Source organism: Candidatus Competibacteraceae bacterium, from assembly GCA_016713505.1.
Lineage (GTDB): Bacteria > Pseudomonadota > Gammaproteobacteria > Competibacterales > Competibacteraceae > Competibacter_A.
The window spans coordinates 2,699,828-2,725,279 of the sequence record JADJPA010000001.1 but is presented as its reverse complement, the minus strand read 5'-3'; the positions used below and the strand labels follow the sequence as shown (position 1 = coordinate 2,725,279).

Below are 25,452 nucleotides of genomic sequence, written 5' to 3'. Positions count from 1 at the left end.
TCTCACTTCATCGCGACCAGCAGCGGCACGATCATCAACGCCACGATGTTGATGATCTTGATCAGCGGGTTGACGGCCGGGCCGGCGGTGTCCTTGTAGGGGTCGCCGACGGTGTCGCCGGTGACCGCCGCTTTATGCGCCTCGGAACCCTTGCCGCCGAAGTTGCCGTCCTCGATGTATTTCTTGGCGTTGTCCCAAGCACCGCCGCCGGCGGTCATCGAAATGGCCACGAACAGCCCGGTGATGATGGTGCCCATCAGCAGGCCGCCCAGCGCCTTCGGTCCGGCCGCCGGCCCCATCAGCCACGCCATGCCGAACGCCACCACGATGGGGGTCAGCACCGGCAACAGCGAAGGGATGATCATTTCCTTGATCGCGGCCTTGGTCAATAAATCCACCGCCCGTGAATAATCGGGTTTGGTAGTGCCTTCCATGATGCCGGAAATTTCCTGGAACTGGCGGCGCACTTCCAGCACCACGGCGCCGGCGGCGCGGCCGACCGCCTCCATCGCCATCGCGCCAAACAAAAACGGGATCATGCCGCCGATGAACAGGCCGATGATCACGACGGGATCGGTCAGCGAAAAATCGACCTTGACATTCGCGATGGCCAGCTTGTGCTCGAAATCGGCGAACAGCACCAGCGCGGCCAAGCCGGCCGAGCCGATGGCGTAGCCTTTGGTGACCGCCTTGGTGGTGTTGCCCACCGCGTCCAGCGGGTCGGTGATGCCGCGAATCTTTTCGTCCATCTCCGCCATTTCGGCGATGCCGCCGGCGTTGTCGGTAATCGGACCGTAGGCGTCCAGGGCGACGATGATGCCCGCCATCGACAGCATGGCGGTGGCGGCGATGGCGATGCCATACAAACCGGCCCAGCTATAAGCGAGACCGATGCTCAGGCACACGGCGAGGACCGGCAGCGCGGTCGCTTTCATCGACACCGCCAGCCCGGCGATGATGTTGGTGGCGTGACCGGTGGTGCAGGCTTCCGCCAGCTTCTGCACGGGACTGAATTCGGTGGCGGTATAGTATTCCGTGACGACCACCATGGCGGCGGTCAGGCCCAGCCCGACCAGCGCTGAACCCCACAAACCCCAGAAATGCTGGCTGCCCATGAACAGAAAGATGACCGGCATGAAAGTTACAGCGGAGATGCCGCCGGCCACGGCGAGACCGCGATAGAGCGCGTTCATGATCTTCTCGCCTTCTCTCGCCTTGACGAAGCCGCAGCCGATAATCGAGGCGATGATCGATACGCCGCCCATCACCAGCGGTAGCACCACGGCGTTTTGCGTCAGCTCGCCGGTGAACATCAGGCTGCCCACCAGCATGGTGGCGATGATGGTGACCGCATAGGTCTCGAACAGGTCGGCCGCCATGCCGGCGCAGTCGCCGACGTTGTCGCCGACGTTGTCGGCGATGACCGCCGGATTGCGCGGGTCGTCCTCGGGAATACCGGCTTCGACCTTGCCGACCAAATCCGCGCCGACGTCGGCGCCCTTGGTGAAGATACCGCCGCCCAGACGAGCGAAGATCGAAATCAAGGAGCTGCCGAAGGCCAAGCCCACCAGCGGGCCGAGATCGGGAACTCCTTCATGACCCATGGCCAGCAAGACGTAATAACCAGTCACGCCGAGCAGCCCCAAGCCGACCACCAGCAAGCCGGTGATCGCGCCGCCGCGAAACGCGACTTCCAGCGCCGCGTTCAGGCCGTTGTGAGCGGCTTGCGCGGTGCGGACGTTGGCGCGCACCGAAACGTACATGCCGATGTAACCGGCGACGCCCGAGCAGACCGCGCCGATCACAAAGCCGATGGCCGATAAGCCGCCCAAGGTGAATAAGATGATGATGCCGACGCCGACGCCGACGATGGCGATGGTGGTGTACTGTCGGTTCAGGTAAGCGCGCGCGCCCTCTTGAACGGCGGCGGCGATTTCCTGCATTCGGGCGTTGCCGGGGTCTTTGGATAAGACCCAGTTGACTGATTTAACCCCGTAAATCAAGGCGCCGATGGCGCAAAGTAACGCTAAGATCAGGCCTACCGTCGCCATGGCAAAGATCCTCCGCAGTGTAAGCAATTCAGAATCATGATTGTTCTCCGAATTATTGTGTGTGTTTCTCTTATTAAAGCGTCGACATGCGATCTTGCAACCGGCATGGCAGCCTCTGGTCCGAACAGCGTGAGAATACCACCGGCTCGTCGGGCATGAGAGACCCAAACCAGCATACCACGCTCTCTATGAAAAATAGGTCAAGATGACCGTCACAAACAGCGGGTTGTCGAGACATGCCAAGCTCCCTGGGAACGAAACGGTCAAACCCCGCCGGTCAAGGATAAACCACCAAAGGTTTGCGGTGACTGGCCGCATTTGACGATTGTGTAGTTTATTGAGGATTGGCGTAGTGTTCCACACACCGCAGAATTTCCGCCTTGGCTTCGTCGGCGTCGCCCCAGCCGTCGATACGAACCCATTTGCCGGAATCGAGATCTTTGTAATGTTGGAAGAAGTGAGCCATCTGCGCCAACTGGGTTTTAGAGACGTGTTCGACTGACTCGATGTGGTCGTAGAGCGCGCATTCCTGCTTGATGGGCACCGCCAGTATCTTGGCGTCGCCGCCGCTTTCGTCGGTCATTTTCAGCACCCCCAGCGGCCGACAGCGCACCACGCAACCGCTGACCAGCGCCAGCGGGGCTATCAACAGCACATCGAGCGGATCGCCGTCCTCGCAAAGGGTTTGCGGGATATAACCGTAATTGCAGGGATAGTGCATGGCGGTGTTCATGAAGCGGTCGACGAACAGCGCGCCGGTTTCTTTATCCACTTCGTACTTGACCGGGTCCGCGTGCGCCGGAATTTCGATGATGGCGTTGAATTCATCGGGAAGGTTATGACCGGCGCCTACTCTATCCAAAATCATGATATCGCCCTTTATATCGCGGTTGGCGGAGGTGTGTTTGCTGGAGCATGGCTATACTACAGTAAGGCCGACTGCTTGGCAGCTTGTCACGGACTGGCAGCGGGCGGGACGATTGACTGGGCGGTTGGCCGGTTCGTCCCTTGCGGGCGGCGCCGACCGCCGCGCCCGCGTTTGGCCCGGTCGCCCCGGAAGGCGATTTTGACCGCCATCGGATTTCCAATCTATTCCTACCCCCCCCACTGAAAGAGTGAAATTATTATGAGAATCGTTCTGTTAGGCGCACCCGGTTCAGGCAAGGGAACTCAAACCGACTCCATCATCGAACGTTACGGCGTTGCCACGGTCGCCACCGGCGATTTGCTGCGCGCCGAGGTGGCCGCCGGCACCGAACTGGGCCGGCGCGCCAAGCCTTACATGGATGCCGGCGATCTAGTGCCGTTCGATATCGTGCTGGGCATGATCGAAAACGGCGTGCGGTCGCTGGCCAAGACCAACCCCAAGGGTTTCATGATGGATGGCTTTCCGCGCGATCTGGCCCAGGCCGAGGCGCTGGATACGCTGCTGGCCAAGCTCGGTCAGCCGCTCGATAAGGTGCTGTTTATCGATGTGGATTACGAGGAAATCGTCAAGCGTTTGTTAGGGCGTGGCCGGGCTGACGATAACGAAGATACCATTCGCAACCGCTTGCGGGTTTTCGAGGAGAAAACGGCTCCACTCATCGATTACTACACCCGAAAAGCTTTGCTAAGCAAGATCAAAGGCACCGGCACGGTCGATGATATCGGCGCGCGAATCCGTGCGGTGCTCGACGGAATTACCTAATCCGACGCGCTGCCAAAGCGGGGATGTCCCGGTCGCCGCTTTGCCGCGGGGCGGGCCGGGGCATTCAGGGCCTGCCCGAACGGTTCGGCCGGCAGTCGTTTTCAACCGCCCAAATACGCCTTCCGCACCTCATCATTGGCCAGCAGGTTAGCCCCGCTATCGGCCAGCACGATGCGGCCGTTTTCCAGCACGTAGCCCCGGTCGGCCAGTTGCAGGGCGCGGTGGGCGTTTTGTTCCACCAGGAAAATGGTCACGCCTTCCTCGCGGATTTCTTTCAGAATTTGAAAAATCTGGGCGATGATGATCGGCGCCAAACCCAGTGAAGGCTCGTCCAGCAGCAGCAGGTTCGGTCGGCCCATCAGGCCCCGGCCGATGGCCAGCATCTGCTGCTCGCCGCCGGACAGCGTGCCGCCGCGCTGGTGGCGGCGCTCCTTCAAGCGGGGAAACAGTGTGAAAATCCGCTCCAGATCGGTGTCCAGCCGCGACTTGTCGGCGAAGAATCCGCCCATCTGCAAGTTCTCCCGCACGGTCAGGCCAGGGAAAATCCGCCGCCCTTCCGGCACCAGCGCCAGCCCGCACTGCATGATGACGTGGGTCGGTTTCTGGGTGATGTCCTGGCCCTCGAACACCACGGAGCCTTTGCTGGCGTGCGGCGAGCCGCAGATGGTCAGCAACAGCGTGCTTTTGCCCGCGCCGTTGGCCCCGATCAGAGTGACGATTTCGCCGGGATGCACGTCCAGCGACACGCCTTTTAGCGCCTCGATCTGGCCGTAGAAGGTGTGAACGTCCTCCAGCTTCAACATCATCACTCTTCTCCCAGATAGGCTTTGATCACCTTGGGATTGTTACGAATCTCCGCTGGCGTGCCGGTGGCGATGGGCCGGCCGTATTCCATCACCAGAATCTCGTCGGAGATGCCCATCACCAAGCTCATGTCGTGCTCGATCAGCAGCACGGCGACCTCGTGGTGGGCGCGCAGATCATTGATGAGCCGATCCAGATCGCGGGTTTCCTGCGGGTTCAAGCCGGCCGCCGGTTCGTCCAGCATCAGCAGCTTGGGGTGGGTGATCATGCAGCGGGCGATTTCCAGCCGCCGCTGCTGGCCGTAAGCCAGATTGCCGGCTTCGCGGTTGGCCACGGCCAGCAGCCCGACCTTTTCCAGCCAGAACGCCGCCCGCTCCAGCGCCTCGGCTTCGGCGCGACGGTATTGCGGTGTCTTGAACAAACCGGGCAGCAAGCGGGCTTCCAACTGAGTGTGCTGAGAAATCAGCAGGTTTTCGACCACGCTCATGGTCTTGAACAGCCGCACGTTCTGGAAGGTGCGCACCAACCCCAGCCGGGCGATGCGATGGCTGGGCAAGTGGTTGATGGCTTGGCCGTCCAGCGCCACGCTGCCGCTGGTGGGGTGGTAAAAACCGCCGACGCAGTTGAACACGGTGGTCTTGCCCGCGCCGTTGGGGCCGATGATGGCGAAAATTTGGCCGCGCCGCACTTCGAAGGCCACGTTATCGACCGCCAGCAAGCCGCCGAAACGCATACTGAGATCGCGCACCGCCAGCAGGGGTTGTCCGGCGGGCTGGGCAGCGGAAGCCGGAGCAGGGGCGAGGCTCATGGCGACCCCTCCGCATGGTCCGGTAATTTCAACGGCGGCCGCGACGCCGGAATCAGGCCCTGCGGCCGCCACATCATCATCAGCACCATCACCAAGCCGAAGGCCAGCATTCGATACTCGTTGAACTCGCGCGCCAGCTCCGGCAGCACGGTGATGGCGACCGCCGCCAGCATCACGCCGAGCTGCGAACCCATCCCGCCCAGCACCACAATCGCCAGCACCATCGCCGATTCGATGAAGGTGAAGGATTCGGGATTGATATAGCCTTGACGGGCCGCAAAAAAGGCTCCGGCAAAACCGGCGAAGGCGGCGCTCAAGGTCAGCGCCGACAGCTTGATGACCGTCGGATTCAAACCCAGCGACCGACAGGCGGTTTCATCTTCACGCAGGGCTTCCCAGGCGCGGCCCAGCGGCATCCGCAGCAGGCGGTTGATGACGAACAAGGTCGCCAGCACCAACGCCAGCCCCAGCAGATACATGAAAATCACTCCGTGATTACCGCTGTAGTCCAGGCCGAAAAATTCGTGAAAAGCTGTCCCACCCTCACTGGCGACACGGTTGAATTCCAGTCCAAACAGGGTGGGGCGGGGGATGTTGCCGATGCCGTCGGGGCCACCGGTCAGGAAATTCAAGTTGTTCAGCAGCAAGCGGGTGATTTCGCCGAAACCGAGGGTGACGATGGCCAAGTAATCGCCGCGCAACCGCAACACCGGCAGGCCGAGCAGAAAGCCGGTCAGCGCCGCCAGGCCGCCCGCGAGCGGCAGACAGAGCCAAAACGACAGGCCGTATTGCTGGGCCAAATAGGCGTAGGTGTAGGCGCCGACCGCGTAGAAGGCGGCGTAGCCCAACACCAACAAACCGGCGAAACCGACCACGATGTTCAACCCCAGTCCCAGCATCACGTAAATCAGCGCCAGCGTCATCACATCGACCGCGCCGCGCGAGGCGGTGAACGGCCAGATCAGGGCGGCGGCCAGCAGCAACAGCCATAGCGCCAGCCGCGCGTTGGGCCGCTCGGTCACCGACCGCAAACTGGTGGCGAGAGGGTTTTCGCGCCAAGTCGCCGGCGGGCGCAGCTTGGCCCAGAGCCGTTGCAGGGGCTGCTGGAACAAGCGCAGCAGAAAGACGATCACCACCGCGACGATGACCGGCATCGGGGTGCGATTGAGCGAGACGTTGACCCCATCGACGCGAAGGTGCAGGCCGAAGATCGGGGTGAGCAGCACGGCGGTCAATAGCGCCGCCAGCACAGCATCGGACAAAACGCGGGGCATGATTACACTTTCTCCACATCGGGTCTTCCGAGCAGGCCGGTGGGTCGCACCAGCAGCACCAGAATCAGCAACGTAAAGGCCACCACATCCTTATATTCGGTTTGCAGATAAGCCGAGGCGAAGCTTTCCGCCAACCCCAGCACCACCCCGCCCAGCATCGCGCCGGGAATGCTGCCGATTCCGCCCAGCACCGCCGCCGTGAACGCTTTCAGCCCGGCGATGAAGCCGATGAAGGGATTCACTAGCCCGTAATACATGCTGACCAACACCCCGGCCACCGCCGCCAGCGCCGCGCCGAGCACGAAGGTCAAGGCGATTACCCGGTCGGTATTGATGCCGAGCAGATTGGCCATGCCGCGATCCTCGGAGCAGGCGCGACAGGCCCGGCCCAGCCGCGAGCGGCCGATAAACAGGGTCAGGCCGCCCATGAACGCCACCGTAATCACCGCGATCAGCACCTGCATGTAGGACACGTAGACCTGAAAGCCGTCGGCCGGGCCGAAGCGCCAGCCGCCGGTCAGCACCGGCTGCATCGACACGTCGCGCGCGCCCTGGCCGATCTGCACGTAGTTTTGCAAAAAGATCGACACGCCGATGGCCGAGATCAGCGGCACCAATCGGGGACTGCCGCGCAGCGGCCGATACGCCAGCCGCTCCACCGTCCAGCCGTAGGAGCCGGTCACCAGAATGCTGATGGCCAGCGTCACCAGCAGAATCGCGGTGATGCTATGGACGCCGAACAGCCCAAGGCCGGTGATGACCATCAGCCCGACGTAAGCGCCGATCATGTAAATCTCGCCGTGGGCGAAATTGATCATGCCGATGATGCCGTACACCATGGTGTAGCCGATGGCGATCAGGGCGTAAATGCTGCCCAGCGTCAGACCGTTGATGATCTGCTGGAGAAATTCGAGAAAGGAGAACCCGGACATGGCCGCCGCGACTGAGAGAGTGGAATGCAAAAGCGCCGAGCGAGCGGCGCGCCAACAAGAAGGGCGAGGTTTTTAATCCTCGCCCTCGACGGTCAGCTCATTTGGCCGGGGTCTTGGTGGCGTCGGCGTGCCAAGTGAACACGACGAATTCGAATTCCTTCAAATCGCCGTTGTCCTTGAAGGCGACTTTGCCGATGGGGGTTTGAAAGCTGTTCTTGCGGACGTAATCGGCGATCTTCACCGCGTCCTCGGTTTTGGTCGCCTTGATCGCGTCGGCGATGATTTGCACCCCGGCGTAGGCCGGCATCACGAACGGGCCAGTCGGGTCTTCGTTCTTGGCCTTGAACGCCTTGACCAGATCGGCGTTGGCCGGATCGGCGCTGAAATCGGCCGGCAGCGTCACCAGCAAGCCTTCGGACGCCGGGCCGGCGATGGCGCTGATGTCCTTATTGCCGACGCCTTCCGGCCCCATGTATTTGGCGTCGAAGCCCTGTTCGCGCGATTGCCGCAGCAGCAGGCCCAGTTCCGGGTGATAGCCGCCGTAATAGACGAAGTCCACCCCGTCCTTCTTCATCTTGGTGATCAGAGCGGAGAAATCAGTTTGGCCTTTGTTGATGCCTTCAAACAGGACGGGTGTGATGCCGGCGGCCTTGACGGTCTTGTCCACTTCCTTGGCGATGCCTTCGCCGTACTGCTGCTTGTCGTGGATGATGGCCAGCTTCTTGGGCTTGATCTTGGTGGTGATATATTTGCCGGCGGTCGGGCCTTGCTGGTCGTCGGTGCCGATGGTGCGGAACACCATCTTGTATTTTTGCTGGGTGATGGCGGGGTTGGTGGCCGCCGGGGTAATCATGAAAACGCCTTCGTCCTCGTACAGCTTAGAGGCGGGCTGGGTGGAGCCGGAACAGAGATGGCCGATCACGAACTTGATTTTTTGGTTGACGATCTGGTTGGCGACCGCGACCGCCTGTTTCGGTTCGCAGGCGTCATCCATGACGACCCCTTCGAGTTTCTTGCCGTTGACGCCGCCCTTGGCGTTGATTTGCTCGACCGCCATCTTGGCGCCCATCATCTGCATGTCGCCGTATTGCGCGACCGGCCCGGTGGTGGGGCCAGCGAAGGCGATTTTGATGGTGTCCTCGGCCCGCGCCAGACCGCCCAGGCCCAGAATGACGGTGGCGACGGCGGCGCTCAGAACGTTGCGGCTGAATTTGTTCATCGACGGACTCCTCTCCAACTGATGGTGAAACCGGGGGATAGGTTTGAAATAATTTTAATCGTTAAGAATTAACCGAAATTTCCGCCCGCGACAAGCGGCGCAAACAAAATTCACGCCGCCGCGGGCGGGCGCCTCGGCGCGAGCAGGATTTGAGGTGTGGAATCAGATGACTTTGGAAAACCGCGGTTGTTGCTGTTCCCGCAAATAGCGGTCGAACGCCATGCAGATGTTGCGGATCAACAGCCGACCCGGCGGCAAGACCTGGATGCCGGTTTGATCCAGCGCCAGCAGCCCGTCGGCTTGCATCTCGGCCAGTTCCGCCAGTTCCGCCGCGAAGTAATCCGGGAAGCGAATGGCGAAACGCGGTTCGACCGCGACGAATTGCAATTTGAAATGGCAAATCAGCTCGGTGATGACCGCCCGCCGCAGCCGGTCGTCGGCGTCCAGCCGCACGCCCCGGAATACCGCCAGCCGGCCCTCGTCGATCCGGGCGTAATACTCCTCCAAGCCTTTGAGATTTTGGCTGTAGCTGTCGCCTACCATGCCGATCGAGGTCGCGCCGAGACCGATCAGATCGCAGTCGGCGTGAGTGCTGTAGCCTTGAAAGTTGCGATAAAGCGTGCCGGCCTGCTGCGCCAGCGTCAGCTCGTCATCCGGCTTGGCGAAATGATCCATGCCGATGTAGACGTAACCGGCATCGGTCAGCCGTTCGATGACGGTTTTCAGAATGTCGAGCTTCACCGCCGGCGACGGCAGCGCGCTGGCGTCAATCTGGCGCTGGGTTTTGAACAAATCGGGCAGATGGGCGTAGTTGAACACCGAAATTCGGTCGGGATTTTGCGCGATGATTTCCGTTACAGTCCGCTCGAAGCTGGCGACGCTTTGCAGCGGCAGACCGTAAATCAAATCGACACTGATCGATTTGAAACCCTCGCGCCGGGCGGCCTCGATCGTCTGTAAGGTAATTTCGCGGGATTGCAGGCGGTTGACCGCCTTCTGTACCGCTGGATCGAAATCCTGCACGCCCAGGCTCAGCCGGTTGAAACCCAGCTCCCGCAGCAGCGCGATGGTCTGTTCGTCGGTTTCGCGCGGATCGACTTCGATGGAGTATTCGCCGCTGTCATCGTCGAGCAACTGGAAATGCTCGCCGGTGACGCGCATCAGCTCGCGCATTTCATCGGCGCTGATGAATGTCGGCGTGCCGCCGCCCCAATGCAGTTGGGTCACCGGCCGAGCGCGATCGAACAGCGCCCCCTGCATCGCGATTTCCCGGTGGAGATGATCGAGGTAAGGCAGGGTATGGCGGCGGTTTTTGGTGATGATCTTGTTGCAAGCGCAGTAAAAACAAACCGTATCGCAAAACGGGATATGCAAGTACAGCGACAGCGGCTTGCCGGCGGCGTTGCTGGCTCGCGCTAGTTCCTGATAGGCCGCATCGCCAAAACCCGCGTGGAACTGCACGGCGGTCGGATAAGAGGTGTAGCGCGGGCCGGCCTTGTCGTATTTGCGAATCAGCGCGGGATCGAAAAGGAGGGTGGCAGTCATCTGGATTGGCCCCACGGCGCGGGTTTGCCGAAAAAATAACCTTGGGCGTAGTCCACGCCCAACTGGCGCAAGCGCTCGATAATCGGTTGGTTGTGCGTGTATTCGGCGACGGTTTGCAGGCCCAAGGTGTGGCTCATCTGATTGATGGCCGCCACCAGGGCGCAATCGCTGGGATTGTTGATGATGTCCTTGATGAAGCTGCCGTCGATTTTCAGGAAATCCACCGGCAGCGTCTTGAGATAATGAAAGGAGGACAGGCCGCTGCCGAAATCATCCAGGGCCAGCTGGCAGCCGTAGCGTTTGAGCACCACCATCAGTTGGGTCGCCTGACGCAGGTTGTGAATGGCGGCGGTTTCGGTGATCTCAAAGCAGACTTGGGCGGGAGCAAGGCCATACTTGGCGAACTGCGCCTCAATGAAATCCAACAACGCCTGATCGCTGAGGGAGGTGCCCGACAGGTTGATGGCCAAGCGGGCGCCGGTCTGGCTGGATCTCACCACGTGCTCGCGAAACGCCGCCTGAATGACCCAACGGTCGATGGCCCCCATCAGACCATAGCGTTCGGCGACCGGAATGAAAGCGGCCGGCAACACCAGTTCGCTGTTCTTTTTCAGCCCGTCTTGATGCGCCACCCGCAGCAACACTTCATGGCGCACGGTCCGATAGCCTTCCTCGCCCAACGCGACGATAGGCTGGTAGTAGAGGCGGAAGCGGTCCTGTTCCAGGGCCTCTTGCAGGCCGGTCGCCCCCAGGATTTCACCGTGACGCGACGCCGGTTCGCCGTCGGCTTGCTGGTAAACGTGCACCTGATTGCGGCCCAGCTCCTTGGCGGTGTAGCAAGCCGCATCGGCCTGGGTCAGCAGCTCGGCGGTGCTGCCGGCTTGGGCGTTGATCGGCACCAAACCGATGCTGACCCCGATCTGGTAGGAGCGTCCTTCCCAGTGGAACCGGTAATTGCGGATGGTTTTGACCACGGTCTGAGCGATGGTGAGCGCGCGATCCAACGGGCAGTTGTCGAGCAACAAGCCGAATTCGTCGCCACCGATGCGCGCCAGCGTATCGCGTTCGCGGAACATGCCGGAGAGCAGGCTGTTGACCTGCTTGAGCAGCTCGTCTCCGGCGGCGTGACCGGCCGTATCGTTGACGGTCTTGAACTGGTCCAGATCCAGATAGCAGACGGCATGACGGGCGCCGTACTGACGGGCGCTGCTCACGGCGCGCTCCAGCCGCTTCTCGAATTCCGCGCGGTTGACCAGGCCCGTGAGGGCATCGTGGCTGGCGTCGTGGGCCATTTGTCGGGCCCACTGCCGGGTCGCGGTGATATCGTGAAACACGAGCACCGCGCCCAAGATACGCTCATCCTGGCCGCGAATCGGCGCCGCCGAATCGTCGATGTCATATTCCTTGCCATCGCGGCTGATCAGCACGGTGTGATGGTCCAGGCCGGCGGTTGCGCCGTTCTGGAGACAGAAAGCCACCGGGTCCGGCGCGGGTTCGCGGTTTTGTTCGTTGACGATATGGAACACGTCCCGCAGTGGCTGTCCGCGTGCTTCATCGTCGGGCCAGCCGGTGAGCTGCTCCGCCACCGGATTCAGGTATTGCACGATGGCGGCCGCATCGGTGGTGATGACCGCATCGCCGATCGAATGCAAGGTCACCTGCGCCCGTTCCTTTTCGGCGAACAGGGATGCTTCGGCTTCCTTGCGCGAGGTGATGTCGACGCCGACCGATTGAAAGTGCTCCGCTTTGCCGCTGTCGTCAAACAGCGCAAAATCATGCCAAAGATGCCAGCGCGCGATGCCATCGGCCCGCACGGTTTTATGTTCGTATTGCCGCTCCGGCCTTTCGGGGGCGAACGCCGCCAGTTGCTCCACCACGTCGGCTCGTTCTGACGGGTTGAGGAAATCGATGAAACGCTTGCCGATCAGGTCTTGGGGCGGCTGCCCGAAGAAACGGGCGTAAGCCGCGTTGACGAAGGTCAGCGTGGTGTCCGGCAGAAACCGGCAAATCAAATCCGGCTGATTTTCGACCAATTGACGGTAATGCGCTTCGGCTTCGCGCAGGGCTGCCTCGGTTTGCGTGCGTTGGGCGATCTGCTGGCGCAGTTTGGCGTTGACTTGCAACAGCTCGGTGTTGCGGGTCAGTAGTTTTGCTTCCAATTCGGTGGCGGTCCGTTCGAGCGTCTGGCGGATTCGCCCGTACTCGCTGACGTCGCGCACGATCGCCACGATAAAAACGCCGGTCGCGGTGCGCAAGGGATTGAAACTGATTTCCGCCGAAAACTCGCTGCCATCCCGCCGCAGGGCCGACAGGGCCGGGCCGGCGCCCACCGGATGGGGATGCGGATGGCCGATATAGTCGGCGAAACGCTGGGTTTGCTGTTCTCGTAAATGCTGGGGGATGAGGCTGGCCAGGGATTGCCCCGCCAGCGCTCCCGGCGGGTAGCCGAACAATGCCTCGGCCAAGCCGTTGGCGTAGGCGAGCCGGCCGGCTGGGTCCACCACCAGCATGGCGTCCGGCGCGATGTCCAACAAACGATTTTCTAGGAACGCCAACTCTGTTGCCATCGCCATGCAGGGTTGCCCTTGATTGTTAATTCTAATTTTTTTCAGCAAGCGCCACCGGGGTCGGTCTGGAACGAAAAGCGGGCGGCTACTTTGGGTCGCAACCGTTCGAAGCGGGCCTACAGCCGCTTTAGCTGGGACGCATTGATCAAGAATACCCCTTGTCCGCCCCGCTCGAATTCCAGCCAGGTAAAAGGTACGTCGGGAAACGCTTCGCAAAGGGGGTACTGGGCCTTGCCGACTTCGACGATCAACAAGCCGTCGCGTTTGAGATAATCGCCCGCTTGGCGCAAGATTTCTGCCACGACATCCAGCCCGGTTTCGCCGGCGGCCAGGCCCAGCCTCGGCTCATGCTGGTATTCGACCGGCAAAGCGTCCAGTTCGGTCAGATCGACATAGGGCGGATTGCTGATGATAATGTCGTAGCGTCGGCCCTTCAGCGCCGAGAACAGATCCGACTGTAAAACCTCGATTTGGTCGTCCAAGCCGTGTTCCATGACGTTGCGCCGGGCGATTTCCAGGGCATCGGCGGAGACGTCCACCAAATCCACCCGCGCTTCTGGAAAGGCATAGGCGCAGGCGATGCCGATACAGCCGCTGCCGGTGCCGAGATCCAGGATCTGCTCCACTTTGCGGTTGCTGGACAGCCAGGGTGCGAAATGCCGCTCGATCAACTCGGCCAACGGCGAACGCGGCACTAGCACGCGCTCGTCCACATAAAAGGGCAGGCTCATAAACCAGGCGCGATTGGTCAGATAAGCGGCCGGTTTGCGTTCGGCGACGCGCCGTTCCAACAAGTGTAGCGCGGCCTGCTTTTCGCTCGGCGTCAGGTAGGACTGAAAATATTCGGTGTGCAGGTCCGGCGGTAAATGCAAGGCGTGCAACACCAGCGCCGCCGCCTCGTCGATGGCGTTGTCGGTGCCGTGGCCGAAATGCAAGCCGGCTTCGTTCATGCGGCTGGCGCCCCAACGAATGAGGTCGCGAATCGTGTGTAAATGGCGTAAAACGTTGTCGTGGCTGGTCATTGAAAGGTTCGGTCCTGAGATGGAAACGCCCGCTTTGCTAAAAGTGCGCGCGGTTCGAGCGAGCCGGGCTGGCCGGCCCGGCCCTCCATCAGGTTGCAGGAGATTCTACCGTTTCGTCGGCGAAGCGGATATGCTCTCCGATCGAGAAGGAAGAAGTAGCCACCATGATGGCTAATATGTAAAGAATAGGTGAGTGAGGCAAACGAAGCATGAGCCATCGGGCAACGTTGACCGGGCTGGCGCTGGCCGGGGTTCTGGCGCTGGGTATGGGCGTCTGGGTGGGGGATTGGCTGTTCGGCCATCGACCCGCGCCGGCTCCCGACATCGCCGGCGCTTACTTGACCGACCGGCAACCGCTTGAGGAGTTTCGCTTGATTCATCACAGCGGTCAACCGTTCACCCGCGCCGACTTGCGCGGAAAATGGACTTTTCTCTATTTCGGCTACAGCTACTGTCCGGATGTGTGTCCGCTGGCGCTGGTGGAGCTGAATCGCTTGCAGAAACTGCTGGTGGAGCGAGGCGTCGATGCGGATACGGCCTACGTCTTCATCTCGGTCGATCCGCAGCGCGATACGCCGCAGCGGCTACAGGACTATGTGAGGTACTTCAATCCGAAATTTCAGGGCGCGACCGGGCCCGCCGATGAGCTGAGCAAGCTGGCCAAACCGCTGTACGTGTTTTACCAGCGCGGAGCCGACGGCAAGGAAACGGGGAATTATACGATCGACCATACCTCGACCATCACCTTGATCGATCCTGACGGGTTGCCGCGCGCCATTTTCACCCCACCGCAAAATCCCGAACGGATGGCGCGGGATTTTCTGAAAATTCGGGCCGCTGCTTCTTGAAGGGCCGCCGGCCGTTTGGGTTTTCCATAGCCACTATTTGATCCTCATGCCTGACTCGCTTCCACCCGCCCCGGCGGTCACCTTCGGTGATCGCTTGCGCAATTTCCCGCAATATCTGCTGCCTCAGCGGTTATTGACCCGCTTGACCTATCGATTGACGCGAGCGCGCTCGCCCTGGCTGAAAGAGGCGCTGATCCGTGGCTTTGTCCGCCACTTTCAGGTTGATTTGAACGAGGCGTTGGAGCCCGACGCGCGAGCCTATCCGCATTTCAACGCTTTTTTCACGCGAGCGCTCAAACCAGGCGCCCGGCCGCTGGCCGCTGGTGAATCGGTAGTGTGCTGTCCGGTCGATGGCGCGGTCAGTCAAATCGGCTGCGCCGAGGCCGACAGGCTGGTGCAGGCCAAGGGCCGAAACTTTTCGCTGACGGCCTTGCTGGGCGGCGATGCCGAGCGGGCGCGGCCGTTCCAGGGTGGCGCTTTCGCCACCTTGTATCTATCCCCCCGCGATTACCATCGCATCCACATGCCGTTGGGGGGGATATTGCGGGAGATGGTGCACGTGCCCGGCAAATTGTTCAGCGTCTCGCCCTTGACGACGCGGGTGGTGCCGGATTTGTTTGCTTGCAACGAGCGGGTGGCGGCGCTGTTTGAGACGCCGTTGGGACCGATGGCGCTGGTGTTGGTGGGGGCGATCAACGTGGCCTCCATCGAGACCGTGTGGGCGGGTGCGATCACCCCGCCGCTGGGTTCCGCGCTGCGGCGGTGGAGTTATCCGCTCGACGGTGAGCGTGCGGTGCGGCTCGACAAAGGCGCCGAGCTGGGCCGTTTCAATATGGGTTCGACGGTGATCTTGTTGTTCGGTTCCGCAAGGGTTCGCTGGGAAAGCGGCATCCAGGCCGGCGCGACGGTGCGGATGGGGCAGCGCCTGGGGCAGAGCGTCAAAGTAACCGATTGAAAGCGGTGTCAGGCGCTGTCGACCGGAAAAGCGATGACTTCTTGAAGCAAGGTCTTGCCCGCCGCCGCCATCACCAGGCGATCGAAACCGAGCGCCACGCCCGCGCACTCTGGCAAACCGCTGTCCAGCGCCGCCAGCAGGTGCTCGTCGACCGGCATCGCCGGTAGCCCCAGCGCCGAGCGTTTCGCGTTTTCCCGCTCGAAGCGGCGGCGCTGTTCGGCGGCATCCCCCAGTTCGTGAAAGCCGTTGGCGAGTTCGACGCCGTGCAGATACAGCTCGAAGCGCTCGCCGACCGGCGGATCGCCTGGTCGCAACCGCGCCAAGGCCGCTTGCGAGACCGGATAATCGTATACGAAGCTCAGCCGCCCCTGCCCCAGTTCGGGCTCGATGCGGTGGGTCAACAGCAAATCCAGCCAGGGATCGAGCTCGGCCGCCGGCATTCCCGGCGGAATCGGAATGAGGTGACTCCGGGCGCAGGCGGCTAATTCTCGCACGCGCGCGCGATAGGGGTCCAAGCCCAGGAAGCGCTGAAACAATTCGCGGTAGCTCAAGCGTTCCGGTTCGGCCAATGCCATGCGTCCGGCCAATAGCGCCGTCACCAACTCCGCGACCTCAGACATCAGCCGGTGATGGTCGAAACCGAGCCGATACCACTCCAGCAAGCTAAATTCAGGATTGTGGCGGCGGCCCGCCTCACCGTCGCGAAACACCCGCGCGATCTGATAGATACAGCCGCTACCCGCCGCCAGCAAGCGCTTCATCGGGAATTCCGGCGACGTGTGCAGGTAAAGCATCTGTCCGTACCGCGGTCCCGGCCCCGAATAAAGCGTGCCGAAACTGGCCAACTGAGGGTCGGTGATCGCCGCCGCCGACAGGGCTGGCGTCTCGACTTCCAACACTTGCCGCTCGGCGAAAAAAGCGCGGATTTGCGCCAGCAATCCGGCGCGCAAACGCAAGGTGGACAGGTCGGCGCCGGGTCGCCAGCAAGCAGCCTGCTCCATGCGTTAAATCGCTGGCGGGTGAGGGCGGGAGGGCGGATCGGGGGCTATGCTATCATCGGCGAAGCAGACCCGGTTACGTCCGGCGTTCTTGGCGTCATAGAGCGCCGTATCGGCGCGCTGGATGAAGTCCAGCAGTAGTTCCCTTTGCTGGCGGACCGCGACGCCGAGGCTCAAGGTGACCGACCGACCGCTCAAGGGAGCGCCGAAGTTCAATTCCGCGATCCGCGCGCGCAGCCGTTCGGCGAAGCTGGCGATATTGGCCAATTCTTCGCCCAGCGAAAAAATCGCCAGCTCATCGCCGCCCAACCGCACCGGAATGTCGCTGGCGCGAATGGCGTGCAAGATTTCCTCCGCGATCCGATGCAAGACGATATCACCCTGATGGTGACCGTAGCCGTCGTTGATCGGTTTGAAGTGATCGATGTCCATTAACGTCACGGTCACCGGGCCGCCGGAGCCACGATCCTGAATATCGCACAAGCGCTGCACCACTTCCCGCATGTGGGCGCGCGTGAACAGCCCGGTCAACGGATCGCGGATCGACTGCTCGTAGACCCGTTGCCGCTCCAGATCGAGCTTGCGATGGATCACCTCCCGCTCCACCGCCACCTGAAGCGGCACGCTGATCTGCTCGACGATCTGGCGCAATTCGTCGCTGGCGGTCACCGCTTCGGAAAGCGCCACGATGGCGACGGCGTGCACCGTGCGCTTGTCGGGCGAAAACAGCGGCAGCATCAGAACGGGCGCGTCGTCGCCGTCGCGGGTCAGCATGAAGCCGGCGGCGCTGCTGGCGTTCAGCTCGTTCCACTGCTTTTGGTCCAGATCCAGAATCCGGGCGACCGCCGCCGGCGGCTCGATCTCCAGGCCGCTGTGCCGGGCCGCCGCCGACAGATTCAACACGCTGCGGTGGTCGAGCCGGGCGTAGAATTCCAGCGAAACCACCGGCAGCACCCGTTGGGTGATGGCCAGCAGGCTGCTGGCGATATCCCGGAAATCCCGATGAATCAGCATGGTGCTGGTGATGTCGCGCAGCGCTTGGTTGATCCGCAACAGCCGCTGGATGTCGGTGTCGCCCCGCGCGATCAGATACAGCCCGCAGTCCAGCGTTTTCAGCTTGTCGATCATCGGCCGGATCAAATGCTCGGGGATGATCGAGCCGTGCTGGGGCGCGATCATCCGGATGGGATGGCGCTCGATGGCGCTCAGGGCGTAATCGAGAATGTCCCGACTGGGCATGTAGTGTTCGTGAAACGGCCGCATGGCCTCGAAATAATGCTCGTCCTTGGCGACCAGCGCGAATTCGGAAGTCAGCCCGCCGAAGATGTCGCTGGAAAAGAGCACGCCGGTCGAGGAATCGAAGGTGCAGATGGCGCCGGGAAAATGGGCGTAAGGGGTGAAGATGAAGTCGAGCCGGCGATCCGGCAGCATCAGTTTCCAGTCGTTGGCGTCCACCAGCCAGAACGGCAGCCGTATCCCGTAGTGCTTGATCAGCATCTGGGCGCGCCAATGGGTGACCAACACCGCGTCGTCGCGGTCGATCAACTGATCGATCAAAGGCAGCGCCCCGGTGATGTCGGGGTCTTGGTGGTGGCAGACGAAATAACGGATGTGGGAAAACGGGATGACCTCCTCGATCTTGCGCAGGGTTTGTCGGAAAGTCAGCACCGAGCCGGGGTCGAACAATATGGATTGATCGCCCTGCTCGATCAGGTAAACGTGACACTGAAACACATCGTTTTTCAGCCGGTGGCCGACCCACCAGACCCGATCGGCAATTTGGACGGCGTGGTTGGTGTCGGCCCGTTCGATATCGTCAATCGTATAGGCAGCCATGCGCGCATTCTCCCGGTCCCGGTTGTCAGCCCAGCGGCGTCCGACGCCGGCGAGCGACCCGCCCGACGCCCGTGCGTCTCGGCCAAATCCAAGTCTTCATGGCTGGAGCCCGTAGCCTCGCTTATTCCTTGACGCGGGAAACGTATTCGCCGGTGCGGGTGTCCACCTTGATCACCTCGCCGCTTTGCACGAACAGCGGAACTCGGACCACCGCGCCGGTTTCCAGGGTTGCCGGCTTGCCGCCGCCGCCGGAGGTATCCCCGCGCAAGCCGGGATCGGTTTCCACGATGGTCATGATCACGAAATTGGGCGCGGCCACGCTCAGCGGCACGCCGTTCCACAGCGTGACCTGACAGAGCGCTTCTTCCTTCAACCACTTGGCGGCGTCGGTCACGGCCGCGGCATCGGCGGTTAGCTGCTCGTAGCTCTGCGGGTCCATGAAGTGCCAGTATTCACCGTCGTTGTAGAGGTATTGCAATTCGACATCGACCACGTCGGCGCCTTCCGCGCTGTCGCCCGACTTAAAGGTGCGCTCGATGACCCGTCCGGTTTTGAGGTTGCGCACCTTGACCCGGTTGAACGCTTGGCCCTTGCCGGGTTTGACGAACTCATTTTCGACGATGGCGTAGGGGTCGCCATCCAGCATGATCTTCAATCCGCTTTTGAATTCATTGGTACTATACGTTGCCATACAACATCCATCTCGGTTGTGGAAGGGTCAAAAAATAGTTGACTATGATACTGACAAAATCGAACAGGCGTCAGGTGCCGCGCTGGCAACGTGAGCTGGCTCGGGCCATCACCGATCCGGTCGAATTGCTGCAAGAATTGGACCTCGATTTGGAACGGTCGTGGCCGGCGCGGGCGGCGGCCGCGCGCTTTCCGCTGCGGGTGCCGCGCGGCTTCGTGGCCAGGATGCGCAAGGGCGATCCCGACGATCCGCTGTTGCGGCAAGTATTGCCGTTGGCGGCGGAACTGGCGCCAGCGCCAGGGTTCGTCGCCGACCCGGTTGCTGACGGGTCCGCGCGGGCCGCGCCGGGTGTGCTGCATAAATACCAGGGCCGGGCGCTGCTGGTCGTCACCGGCGCTTGCGCGGTGCATTGCCGGTATTGTTTCCGGCGCGAATATCCCTATGCCGAGCATCAGGCGGGCGCTGCGGAATGGCGGCCGGCGCTGGCTTATCTGGCCGGTGACGCCAGCATCCGGGAAGTGATTCTCAGCGGCGGCGATCCATTGTCGTTGTCCGACCGACGTTTGGACGCATTATTGGCACGTTTGGACCGAATTCCCCATCTACAGCGCCTGCGCATCCACAGCCGACAACCGGTCGTCCTGCCCGAACGGGTCGATGATGGGTTGCTGGATGTTCTCGCCAAGACTCGGCTGCGCCCGGTGCTGGTGATTCACGCCAACCACCCCCGCGAAATCGATGAAACCGTGCGCGAGGCGCTGGAACGCTTGGCCGCAGCCGGGCTAACGCTGTTGAATCAATCGGTCTTATTGCGGGGCATCAATGACGACGCGGCGGTGCTGGCCGAGCTGAGCGAGGTTTTGTTCGCCGCCCGCGTGCTGCCCTATTACCTGCATCTGCTCGATCGCGTGCGCGGTGCGGCGCATTATGAGGTGAACGAAAGCGAGGCATCAGCTATCATGGACAGATTGTTGCAGCTGTTACCGGGCTATCTTGTACCCCGGTTGGTACGGGAACAACCGGGCTATCCGGCCAAGGTCCCGGTAGGGAGCGCCTCCGCTAAGCCCTGGTTAGCGTCGGATTTCTGGCCATCCGTAGAGGTTGGAACGCGTGTCTGAGCCTTCCGTCATCAATCTGCTGATCGTGGATCGTTCGAGGTCCGCCATCGACCATGTCGTCAAGACCCTGCGGGCGGATGGCTACCAGCTCGAACTGACCGAAACCGACCAGGCCGAGCAGACTCGCAACGCCATTGATTATCAACTGCTGGATCTGATTTTATTGAGGCCGGGCGAAGACTTGCCGACCGTCGCCGAGGTGCGGCTGATGGTGGCCGAATCGGGGCAAGATATTCCCATCGTCGTGACGGTGGACGAGGCTTACCGCCAGCAGCACAAGCCCGCCCGCCTGCTGGAGGAAGGGGCGGACAACTACTTTGATCTGGAAGATGCCGACCATCTGGTGGCGGTGGCGCGCAAGGAACTGGCGCACTTGCGAGCGCGCAAGCGCGGGCAATCCTTCGAAACCCGTTTCAAGGAAAGCGAGAGCCGCGTTCAGGCGCTCTTGGAAAACAGCCAGGAAGCCGTCGCTTACATTCATGAAGGCGTGCATATCTACGCCAATCCGGCATACCTGCAACTGTTTGGTTACGAACACAAGGAAGAACTGGCCAACATTCAATTGGTCCACATGGTGCCTCCCACCTATCGGGACGCGTTAAAGAGCGTATTGCGTCGCAGCATCCGCTCTGGCAAAGCGGTCGAACCGGTCGAGCTGGTCGGGTTGCGCAGCAACGCTAAAACCTTTCCGATCATGTTGGAATGCGCGCCGACCCGGATGAACGACGAACCCTGCACGCAAATCATCGTGCGGGACGCCACCCCGGAGAGCAGTACGATCAGCCAGCAGCAGCTTGAAGATTTGCTCAAGCATGATGAGGTGACCGGTTTGTACAGCCGGCGGTTTTTTATGGAAACCTTGGAGATCGATCACGAAGGCAGCGTGTTGTACCTCTTGTTGACGGACTACGCCGCCATCCGTTACGCCATGGGGTTCGAGGCTGTCGAGCAGTTCGTGAGCGAAGTGGCTGGTTTGTTCAAGGAAATGCTCGCGCGCGAAGATATCGCCGCGCATTTCGCCAGCGGGGTGTTCGCGATTTTTTTGCCCGCCGGCTCGCCGACCGACGCGGTGGTGGTGGGCGGGCGGATTTGTGCGGCCATCGCCGAGCACAGCTTTCAAATCGGCAACAAAATGTTCACCACCACCTGCTGTATCGGGATTTGCAGGGCCAAGGATAGTCAGGAAAGCGCCGTGCAGATTTTGTCGCACGCCGACCGGGCCTGCGAGATGGCCCGGCAAAAAGGCGGCAATCGGGTCGAGGTTTACAACCCGCCCAGTCCTGAAAAGAAGAGCGGTGTGGTCAGCCCGCAGGATGAGGCGGTCATCAGGCTGATTCGAGCTGCCTTGACCAAGGGGCTGTTAAGTCTCAACTATCAACCGATCGTCAGTTTCGGCGCGGCCGAGGAAGCGCGTTACAAAACGTATCTGCAAATTGTCGATGAGGAGACCGGCAAGCCGCAGCCCATGGAAAAAGTAGGCGTGGTGGCAGCGCGCTATGGCGCGATGGCGGCGCTGGATAAATGGACGCTCATCCGCGCGCTGTCGGCGCTCATGGAAATCCGGCAGGATGCCTTGAAGCCGCCGCTGCTTTTCGTGCGGATTTCTCGCAACTCCATCGTGGACAAGCAATTTTTCGATTGGCTCACCAAGAGCGTCAAGGACAGTCGACTGCCGGCCCAGCACTTGGTGCTGGAGATCAAGGAGGACAATCTGGAAGATTGCTTCGAGGAAGCGAAGTATTTGCGCGTCCGCTTGCGGGAGCTGGGGTGCGGCGTGGCGCTGTCTCATTTTGGGGGCAAGCCGCATTCCGACCGCCTGCTGAAGGAGTTGACGCCCGACTATATCAAACTGGACGGCAGCCTGATCGAGCGTCTGGCCAAATCCAAGGACGAAAACAGCCGCCGGGCGATGGCGGATTTGGCCGCCCAAGCGCAGAACCTAAAGATTCGCGTCGTGGCCGCCGGCGTTGCGACGGCGCCGCAGATGGCGAGCATCTGGCAGTTCGGGGTCACGCTGGTGCAAGGCAGCATGGTCGCGGAAGCGAGCCCTAAACTGGATTTCGATTTCCGGCAATACGCCAGCTAAAACCCTCGAACGAAGGTCCGGGCAGCCGCGTGCCGCGGCATTCGTTCTCGTCGTGCCCGTCAGGCCTGCTGGCGCAGCGCGGCGATACGCTCCTCCAGCGGCGGATGCGTCGTCAGCAGCTTGCGCAAGCCCTGGCCAAAGCCGCCGTTGATACCGAACGCGGCCATCTGCGAGGGCAAGCGCGACGGTTCGTGCAACTGCCGCAACCGCTCCAGCGCCGCGATCATCTTGCCGCGACCGGCCAGCCGAGCGCCGCCGGCGTCGGCGTGAAATTCCCGCTGGCGGCTGAACCACATCACGATCAACGAGGCCAGCAAGCCGAACAGCAGCTCCAACACCATGCTGGTCAGGTAGTAGCCGATGCCGGAACCGCGATTGTCCTGGCCGCGAGATAAGCCCTGATCCACCACCGAGCCGACGAGGCGCGACAGGACGATCACGAAGGTGTTCAGTACGCCCTGCAACAGGCTCAGCGTCACCATGTCGCCGTTGGCGACGTGGCTGACTTCGTGGCCGAGCACGGCTTCGGCTTCGTCGGCCGACATCTGTTGCAGCAGCCCGCTGCTGACCGCCACCAAAGCCGCATTGCGGTTGGCGCCCGTGGCGAAGGCGTTCGGTTCCGGCGAGTCGTAAATCGCCACTTCCGGCATGCCGATTCCGGCTGCTTGTGCCTGGCGCTGCACGGTGTCGACCAACCAGCGTTCGGTCTGGCTACTGGGGTTTTGGATGACCTGTGCCCCGACCGACATCTTGGCGATCGACTTCGACATCAACAGCGAAATGATCGAGCCGCCCATGCCGAAAATAGCCGCGAAGATCAAAAGGCTCGAAAGGTTGAGGCCGGATTGATACAAATAGCGATCCACGCCCAGCAGCCGGGCGACGATGCCAAGCAGCAGCACGACCGCCAGGTTGGTGACGACGAACAAGAAAATACGTTTCATGACGGCACTCCGTTGAGGCGATTTTGAACTGTAGGGATGCGCTAGCCGCGATTGCAAGTGGTTTGGCGCCTGTTGGGACCAAAATGCGGCGATTTTGTTCAGGAAGCCGAGTGGCGGGTCAGCAACATGGCGTCGCCGTAGCTGAAAAAGCGGTAACGGCGTTCGACCGCGTGCCGGTAGGCGCGCAAAATCGCGGCATGACCGACGAAGGCGGCCACCAACATCAATAAAGTGGATTCCGGCAAGTGAAAGTTGGTGATCAGCGCGTCCACGCCGCGAAAGCGATAGCCGGGGTAGATGAAAATGCGGGTTTCACCGCGCCAAGGTCGCGGAATACCCGCGTCATCGGTGACGGTTTCCAGCGCCCTGACCGCCGTGGTGCCGACCGCGATCACTCGGCCGCCGCGCGCTCGGGCCGCGCGGATTTGCTCGCACGCCTCGGCGCCGACCTCGATAAGCTCGCCGTGCATGACGTGTTCCGTGATACGTTCGGCCCGCACTGGCTGAAAGGTGCCGGCGCCGACGTGCAGCGTGATGAAGGTTTGTGTAACGCCCGTGGCGGCGAGCCGGTCTAGCAGCGTTCGGTCAAAATGCAGGCCGGCGGTGGGCGCGGCCACCGCGCCGGACCGGCGAGCGTAAACGGTTTGATAGCGTTCGCGGTCCCGTTCGGTCGGTTCGCGGGCGATGTAAGGCGGCAGCGGGATTTGGCCGTGCTGCTCCAGCAGCGCCAGCAAGGGCCGATCGCTCTCGATGCTGATTTCGAACAGGTCGTGGTGGCGGGCGAGCACGGTGGCGGTGAATCCGGCGTCCAGCAGCAGCACGCCGCCGGGTTTGGGCGCTTTGCTGGCGTGCAAGTGAACCAGCGCCCGCCGCTGGTCCAGCAGCCGTTCCACCATTAGCTCGATGCGCCCGCCGCTGGTCTTGCGACCGTACAGTCGGGCCGGGATGACGCGGGTGTCGTTGAACACCAGCAGGTCATTGGGACGCAGCAGGCGCGGTAGTTCCTCAAACCGCCGATCATCGAGCGCCCCGGTGGCACCCTCCAGCACCAGCAGCCGGCTGTCGCCGCGCCGCGCTGGAGGGTGCTGAGCGATCAACTCCGTGGGCAGCTCGAAATGGAAATCCTGACGGCGCCATTGACGGCTCGGTTCCTCCGGTTGGGAGCGGTGATGCGATTCACCGAGCGGGTAGCCGTTGTGAAACTTCGACTTCCGGGTAAACTCTGAATCCATCATCCCGTTGCCATGCTGTAGGTATTGAAATGCGTAAAACCTTATTGATCGTCGCCGCTCTGTATTCCGCCGGCACGCTGGCCGCCGACCCCGCGCCCCCCGCGGCTCCGCCCAAGCAGCCTGATCTGGCCAAGCTGCAAGCGGCTTTGGAGGGCGACAAGCCCGACAGTGTGGCTCCCTCCGCGATTCCGGGCCTTTATGAGGTCGTAATCGGCGGCCAGGTCTTATATGTGAGTGAAGATGGCCGTTTCGCGGTGCAGGGCGATATTCTGGATTTAGGTACCCGCGACAATCTGACCGACCACCGGCGCGGCGAGTTGCGCGGCAAGGCCATCAAGGCGCTCGGCGAAAACAATATGGTGATTTTCGGTCCCGAGGGGCCGGTCAAGCACACGATTACCGTCTTTACCGACATCGATTGCGGTTACTGTCGCAAGATGCATAGCCAGATAGCCGACTATAACAAGGAAGGCATCAAGATACGCTACCTGTGGTTCCCGCGCGAGGGCATCGGTTCGGAGTCCTACAAAAAAGCGGTGTCGGTCTGGTGCGCGTCGGACCGGCGGGAGGCCATGACCAAAGCCAAGCGCGGCGAGAGCATTGAGAACAAGACGTGCGATAACCCGGTTCAGGCGGAATACGAACTGGGCCAGAAGTTGGGCGTGCGCGGCACGCCCAGCATGATTTTGGAATCCGGGGAAATGCTGCCCGGTTACGTGCCTCCCACCCAACTGGCGCAACTGTTGGCGGAGCAAAAAAGCCAAGGCTCCAAAACCACCGCGCAGCCTTGAGCGGCGATCTTTAGGCGGATTTCCAAATCAGCGTCGAGGGC

General features: G+C 61.7%; 21 protein-coding genes. 6 read left to right on the top strand and 15 right to left on the bottom strand.

All coding sequences use genetic code 11. The features are described from left to right. Positions 1-2: 2 nt before the first annotated feature. Positions 3-2,051: a sodium-translocating pyrophosphatase gene (locus IPK09_12430; protein MBK7984419.1), complete on the bottom strand. Its 2,049-nt coding sequence runs from the start codon at positions 2,049-2,051 to the stop codon at positions 3-5. Between the two features lie 334 nt (positions 2,052-2,385). Then, entirely contained in the window at positions 2,386-2,919 is a 534-nt protein-coding gene (gene ppa, locus IPK09_12425; protein ID MBK7984418.1) for an inorganic diphosphatase, read from the bottom strand. 258 nt (positions 2,920-3,177) lie between these two features. Between ppa and IPK09_12420 the strand changes: the two genes are divergently transcribed. Further along, positions 3,178-3,741, top strand: coding sequence for an adenylate kinase (locus IPK09_12420; GenBank protein ID MBK7984417.1), 564 nt, complete (start codon positions 3,178-3,180; stop codon positions 3,739-3,741). A gap of 101 nt (positions 3,742-3,842) precedes the next feature. Here the strand turns inward: IPK09_12420 and IPK09_12415 are convergent, their stop codons facing one another. The 8 genes from IPK09_12415 to prmB form a co-directional block, all read right to left on the bottom strand. After that, positions 3,843-4,544 (bottom strand): ABC transporter ATP-binding protein, encoded by a 702-nt coding sequence (locus IPK09_12415; protein MBK7984416.1) that lies wholly within the window; start codon positions 4,542-4,544, stop codon positions 3,843-3,845. A 2-nt stretch (positions 4,545-4,546) separates the two neighbouring features. Beyond that, positions 4,547-5,353, bottom strand: a complete 807-nt coding sequence (gene livG, locus IPK09_12410) for a high-affinity branched-chain amino acid ABC transporter ATP-binding protein LivG (protein MBK7984415.1) — start codon at positions 5,351-5,353, stop codon at positions 4,547-4,549. Then, entirely contained in the window at positions 5,350-6,627 is a 1,278-nt protein-coding gene (gene livM / locus IPK09_12405) for a high-affinity branched-chain amino acid ABC transporter permease LivM (protein ID MBK7984414.1), read from the bottom strand. The genes livG and livM overlap by 4 nt, the downstream gene beginning before the upstream one ends. A 2-nt stretch (positions 6,628-6,629) precedes the next feature. Further along, entirely contained in the window at positions 6,630-7,559 is a 930-nt protein-coding gene (gene livH / locus IPK09_12400; protein MBK7984413.1) for a high-affinity branched-chain amino acid ABC transporter permease LivH, read from the bottom strand. A 97-nt stretch (positions 7,560-7,656) separates the two neighbouring features. Next, the gene (locus IPK09_12395; GenBank protein MBK7984412.1) at positions 7,657-8,778 is read right to left on the bottom strand and encodes a branched-chain amino acid ABC transporter substrate-binding protein; all 1,122 of its coding nucleotides are present in this window, start codon (positions 8,776-8,778) and stop codon (positions 7,657-7,659) included. Between the two features lie 162 nt (positions 8,779-8,940). Then, positions 8,941-10,323: an oxygen-independent coproporphyrinogen III oxidase gene (hemN, locus tag IPK09_12390; GenBank protein MBK7984411.1), complete on the bottom strand. Its 1,383-nt coding sequence runs from the start codon at positions 10,321-10,323 to the stop codon at positions 8,941-8,943. Then, positions 10,320-12,896 carry an EAL domain-containing protein gene (locus tag IPK09_12385; protein MBK7984410.1) on the bottom strand — a complete coding sequence of 859 codons (2,577 nt, stop codon included), beginning with the start codon at positions 12,894-12,896 and terminating at the stop codon, positions 10,320-10,322. The genes hemN and IPK09_12385 overlap by 4 nt, the downstream gene beginning before the upstream one ends. A gap of 110 nt (positions 12,897-13,006) precedes the next feature. After that, positions 13,007-13,912, bottom strand: a complete 906-nt coding sequence (gene prmB, locus IPK09_12380; GenBank protein ID MBK7984409.1) for a 50S ribosomal protein L3 N(5)-glutamine methyltransferase — start codon at positions 13,910-13,912, stop codon at positions 13,007-13,009. A 209-nt stretch (positions 13,913-14,121) separates the two neighbouring features. On the opposite strand from prmB, the gene IPK09_12375 reads away from it, so the two are divergent. Beyond that, positions 14,122-14,760, top strand: a complete 639-nt coding sequence (locus IPK09_12375; protein ID MBK7984408.1) for an SCO family protein — start codon at positions 14,122-14,124, stop codon at positions 14,758-14,760. Positions 14,761-14,806: 46 nt separating this feature from the next. After that, positions 14,807-15,715, top strand: coding sequence for a phosphatidylserine decarboxylase (psd, locus tag IPK09_12370; GenBank protein ID MBK7984407.1), 909 nt, complete (start codon positions 14,807-14,809; stop codon positions 15,713-15,715). 8 nt (positions 15,716-15,723) lie between these two features. Here psd and genX read toward each other — a convergent pair whose 3' ends face one another. The 3 genes from genX to efp all read right to left on the bottom strand — a co-directional run bounded on the left by genX (position 15,724) and on the right by efp (position 19,240). Further along, on the bottom strand, positions 15,724-16,716 hold the full coding sequence (gene genX / locus IPK09_12365; protein MBK7984406.1) for an EF-P lysine aminoacylase GenX: 993 nt from the start codon (positions 16,714-16,716) through the stop codon (positions 15,724-15,726). 3 nt (positions 16,717-16,719) lie between these two features. Continuing rightward, entirely contained in the window at positions 16,720-18,549 is a 1,830-nt protein-coding gene (locus IPK09_12360) for a diguanylate cyclase (protein ID MBK7984405.1), read from the bottom strand. 121 nt (positions 18,550-18,670) lie between these two features. Beyond that, entirely contained in the window at positions 18,671-19,240 is a 570-nt protein-coding gene (gene efp / locus IPK09_12355; GenBank protein ID MBK7984404.1) for an elongation factor P, read from the bottom strand. A 44-nt stretch (positions 19,241-19,284) separates the two neighbouring features. On the opposite strand from efp, the gene epmB reads away from it, so the two are divergent. Both epmB and IPK09_12345 read left to right on the top strand, forming a co-directional pair. Continuing rightward, positions 19,285-20,358: an EF-P beta-lysylation protein EpmB gene (gene epmB, locus IPK09_12350; GenBank protein MBK7984403.1), complete on the top strand. Its 1,074-nt coding sequence runs from the start codon at positions 19,285-19,287 to the stop codon at positions 20,356-20,358. Then, positions 20,351-22,444, top strand: a complete 2,094-nt coding sequence (locus IPK09_12345; protein MBK7984402.1) for an EAL domain-containing protein — start codon at positions 20,351-20,353, stop codon at positions 22,442-22,444. The genes epmB and IPK09_12345 overlap by 8 nt, the downstream gene beginning before the upstream one ends. Positions 22,445-22,503: 59 nt before the next feature. On the opposite strand, the gene htpX is transcribed toward IPK09_12345, so the two are convergent. Then, positions 22,504-23,388, bottom strand: a complete 885-nt coding sequence (gene htpX, locus IPK09_12340; GenBank protein MBK7984401.1) for a protease HtpX — start codon at positions 23,386-23,388, stop codon at positions 22,504-22,506. Between the two features lie 98 nt (positions 23,389-23,486). Continuing rightward, complete coding sequence (gene queA / locus IPK09_12335) at positions 23,487-24,620, bottom strand: tRNA preQ1(34) S-adenosylmethionine ribosyltransferase-isomerase QueA (GenBank protein MBK7984400.1); 1,134 nt, start codon at positions 24,618-24,620, stop codon at positions 23,487-23,489. A gap of 29 nt (positions 24,621-24,649) precedes the next feature. Here queA and IPK09_12330 point away from each other — a divergent pair, with 29 nt between their 5' ends. After that, on the top strand, positions 24,650-25,411 hold the full coding sequence (locus IPK09_12330; protein ID MBK7984399.1) for a DsbC family protein: 762 nt from the start codon (positions 24,650-24,652) through the stop codon (positions 25,409-25,411). Positions 25,412-25,452 lie beyond the last annotated feature (41 nt).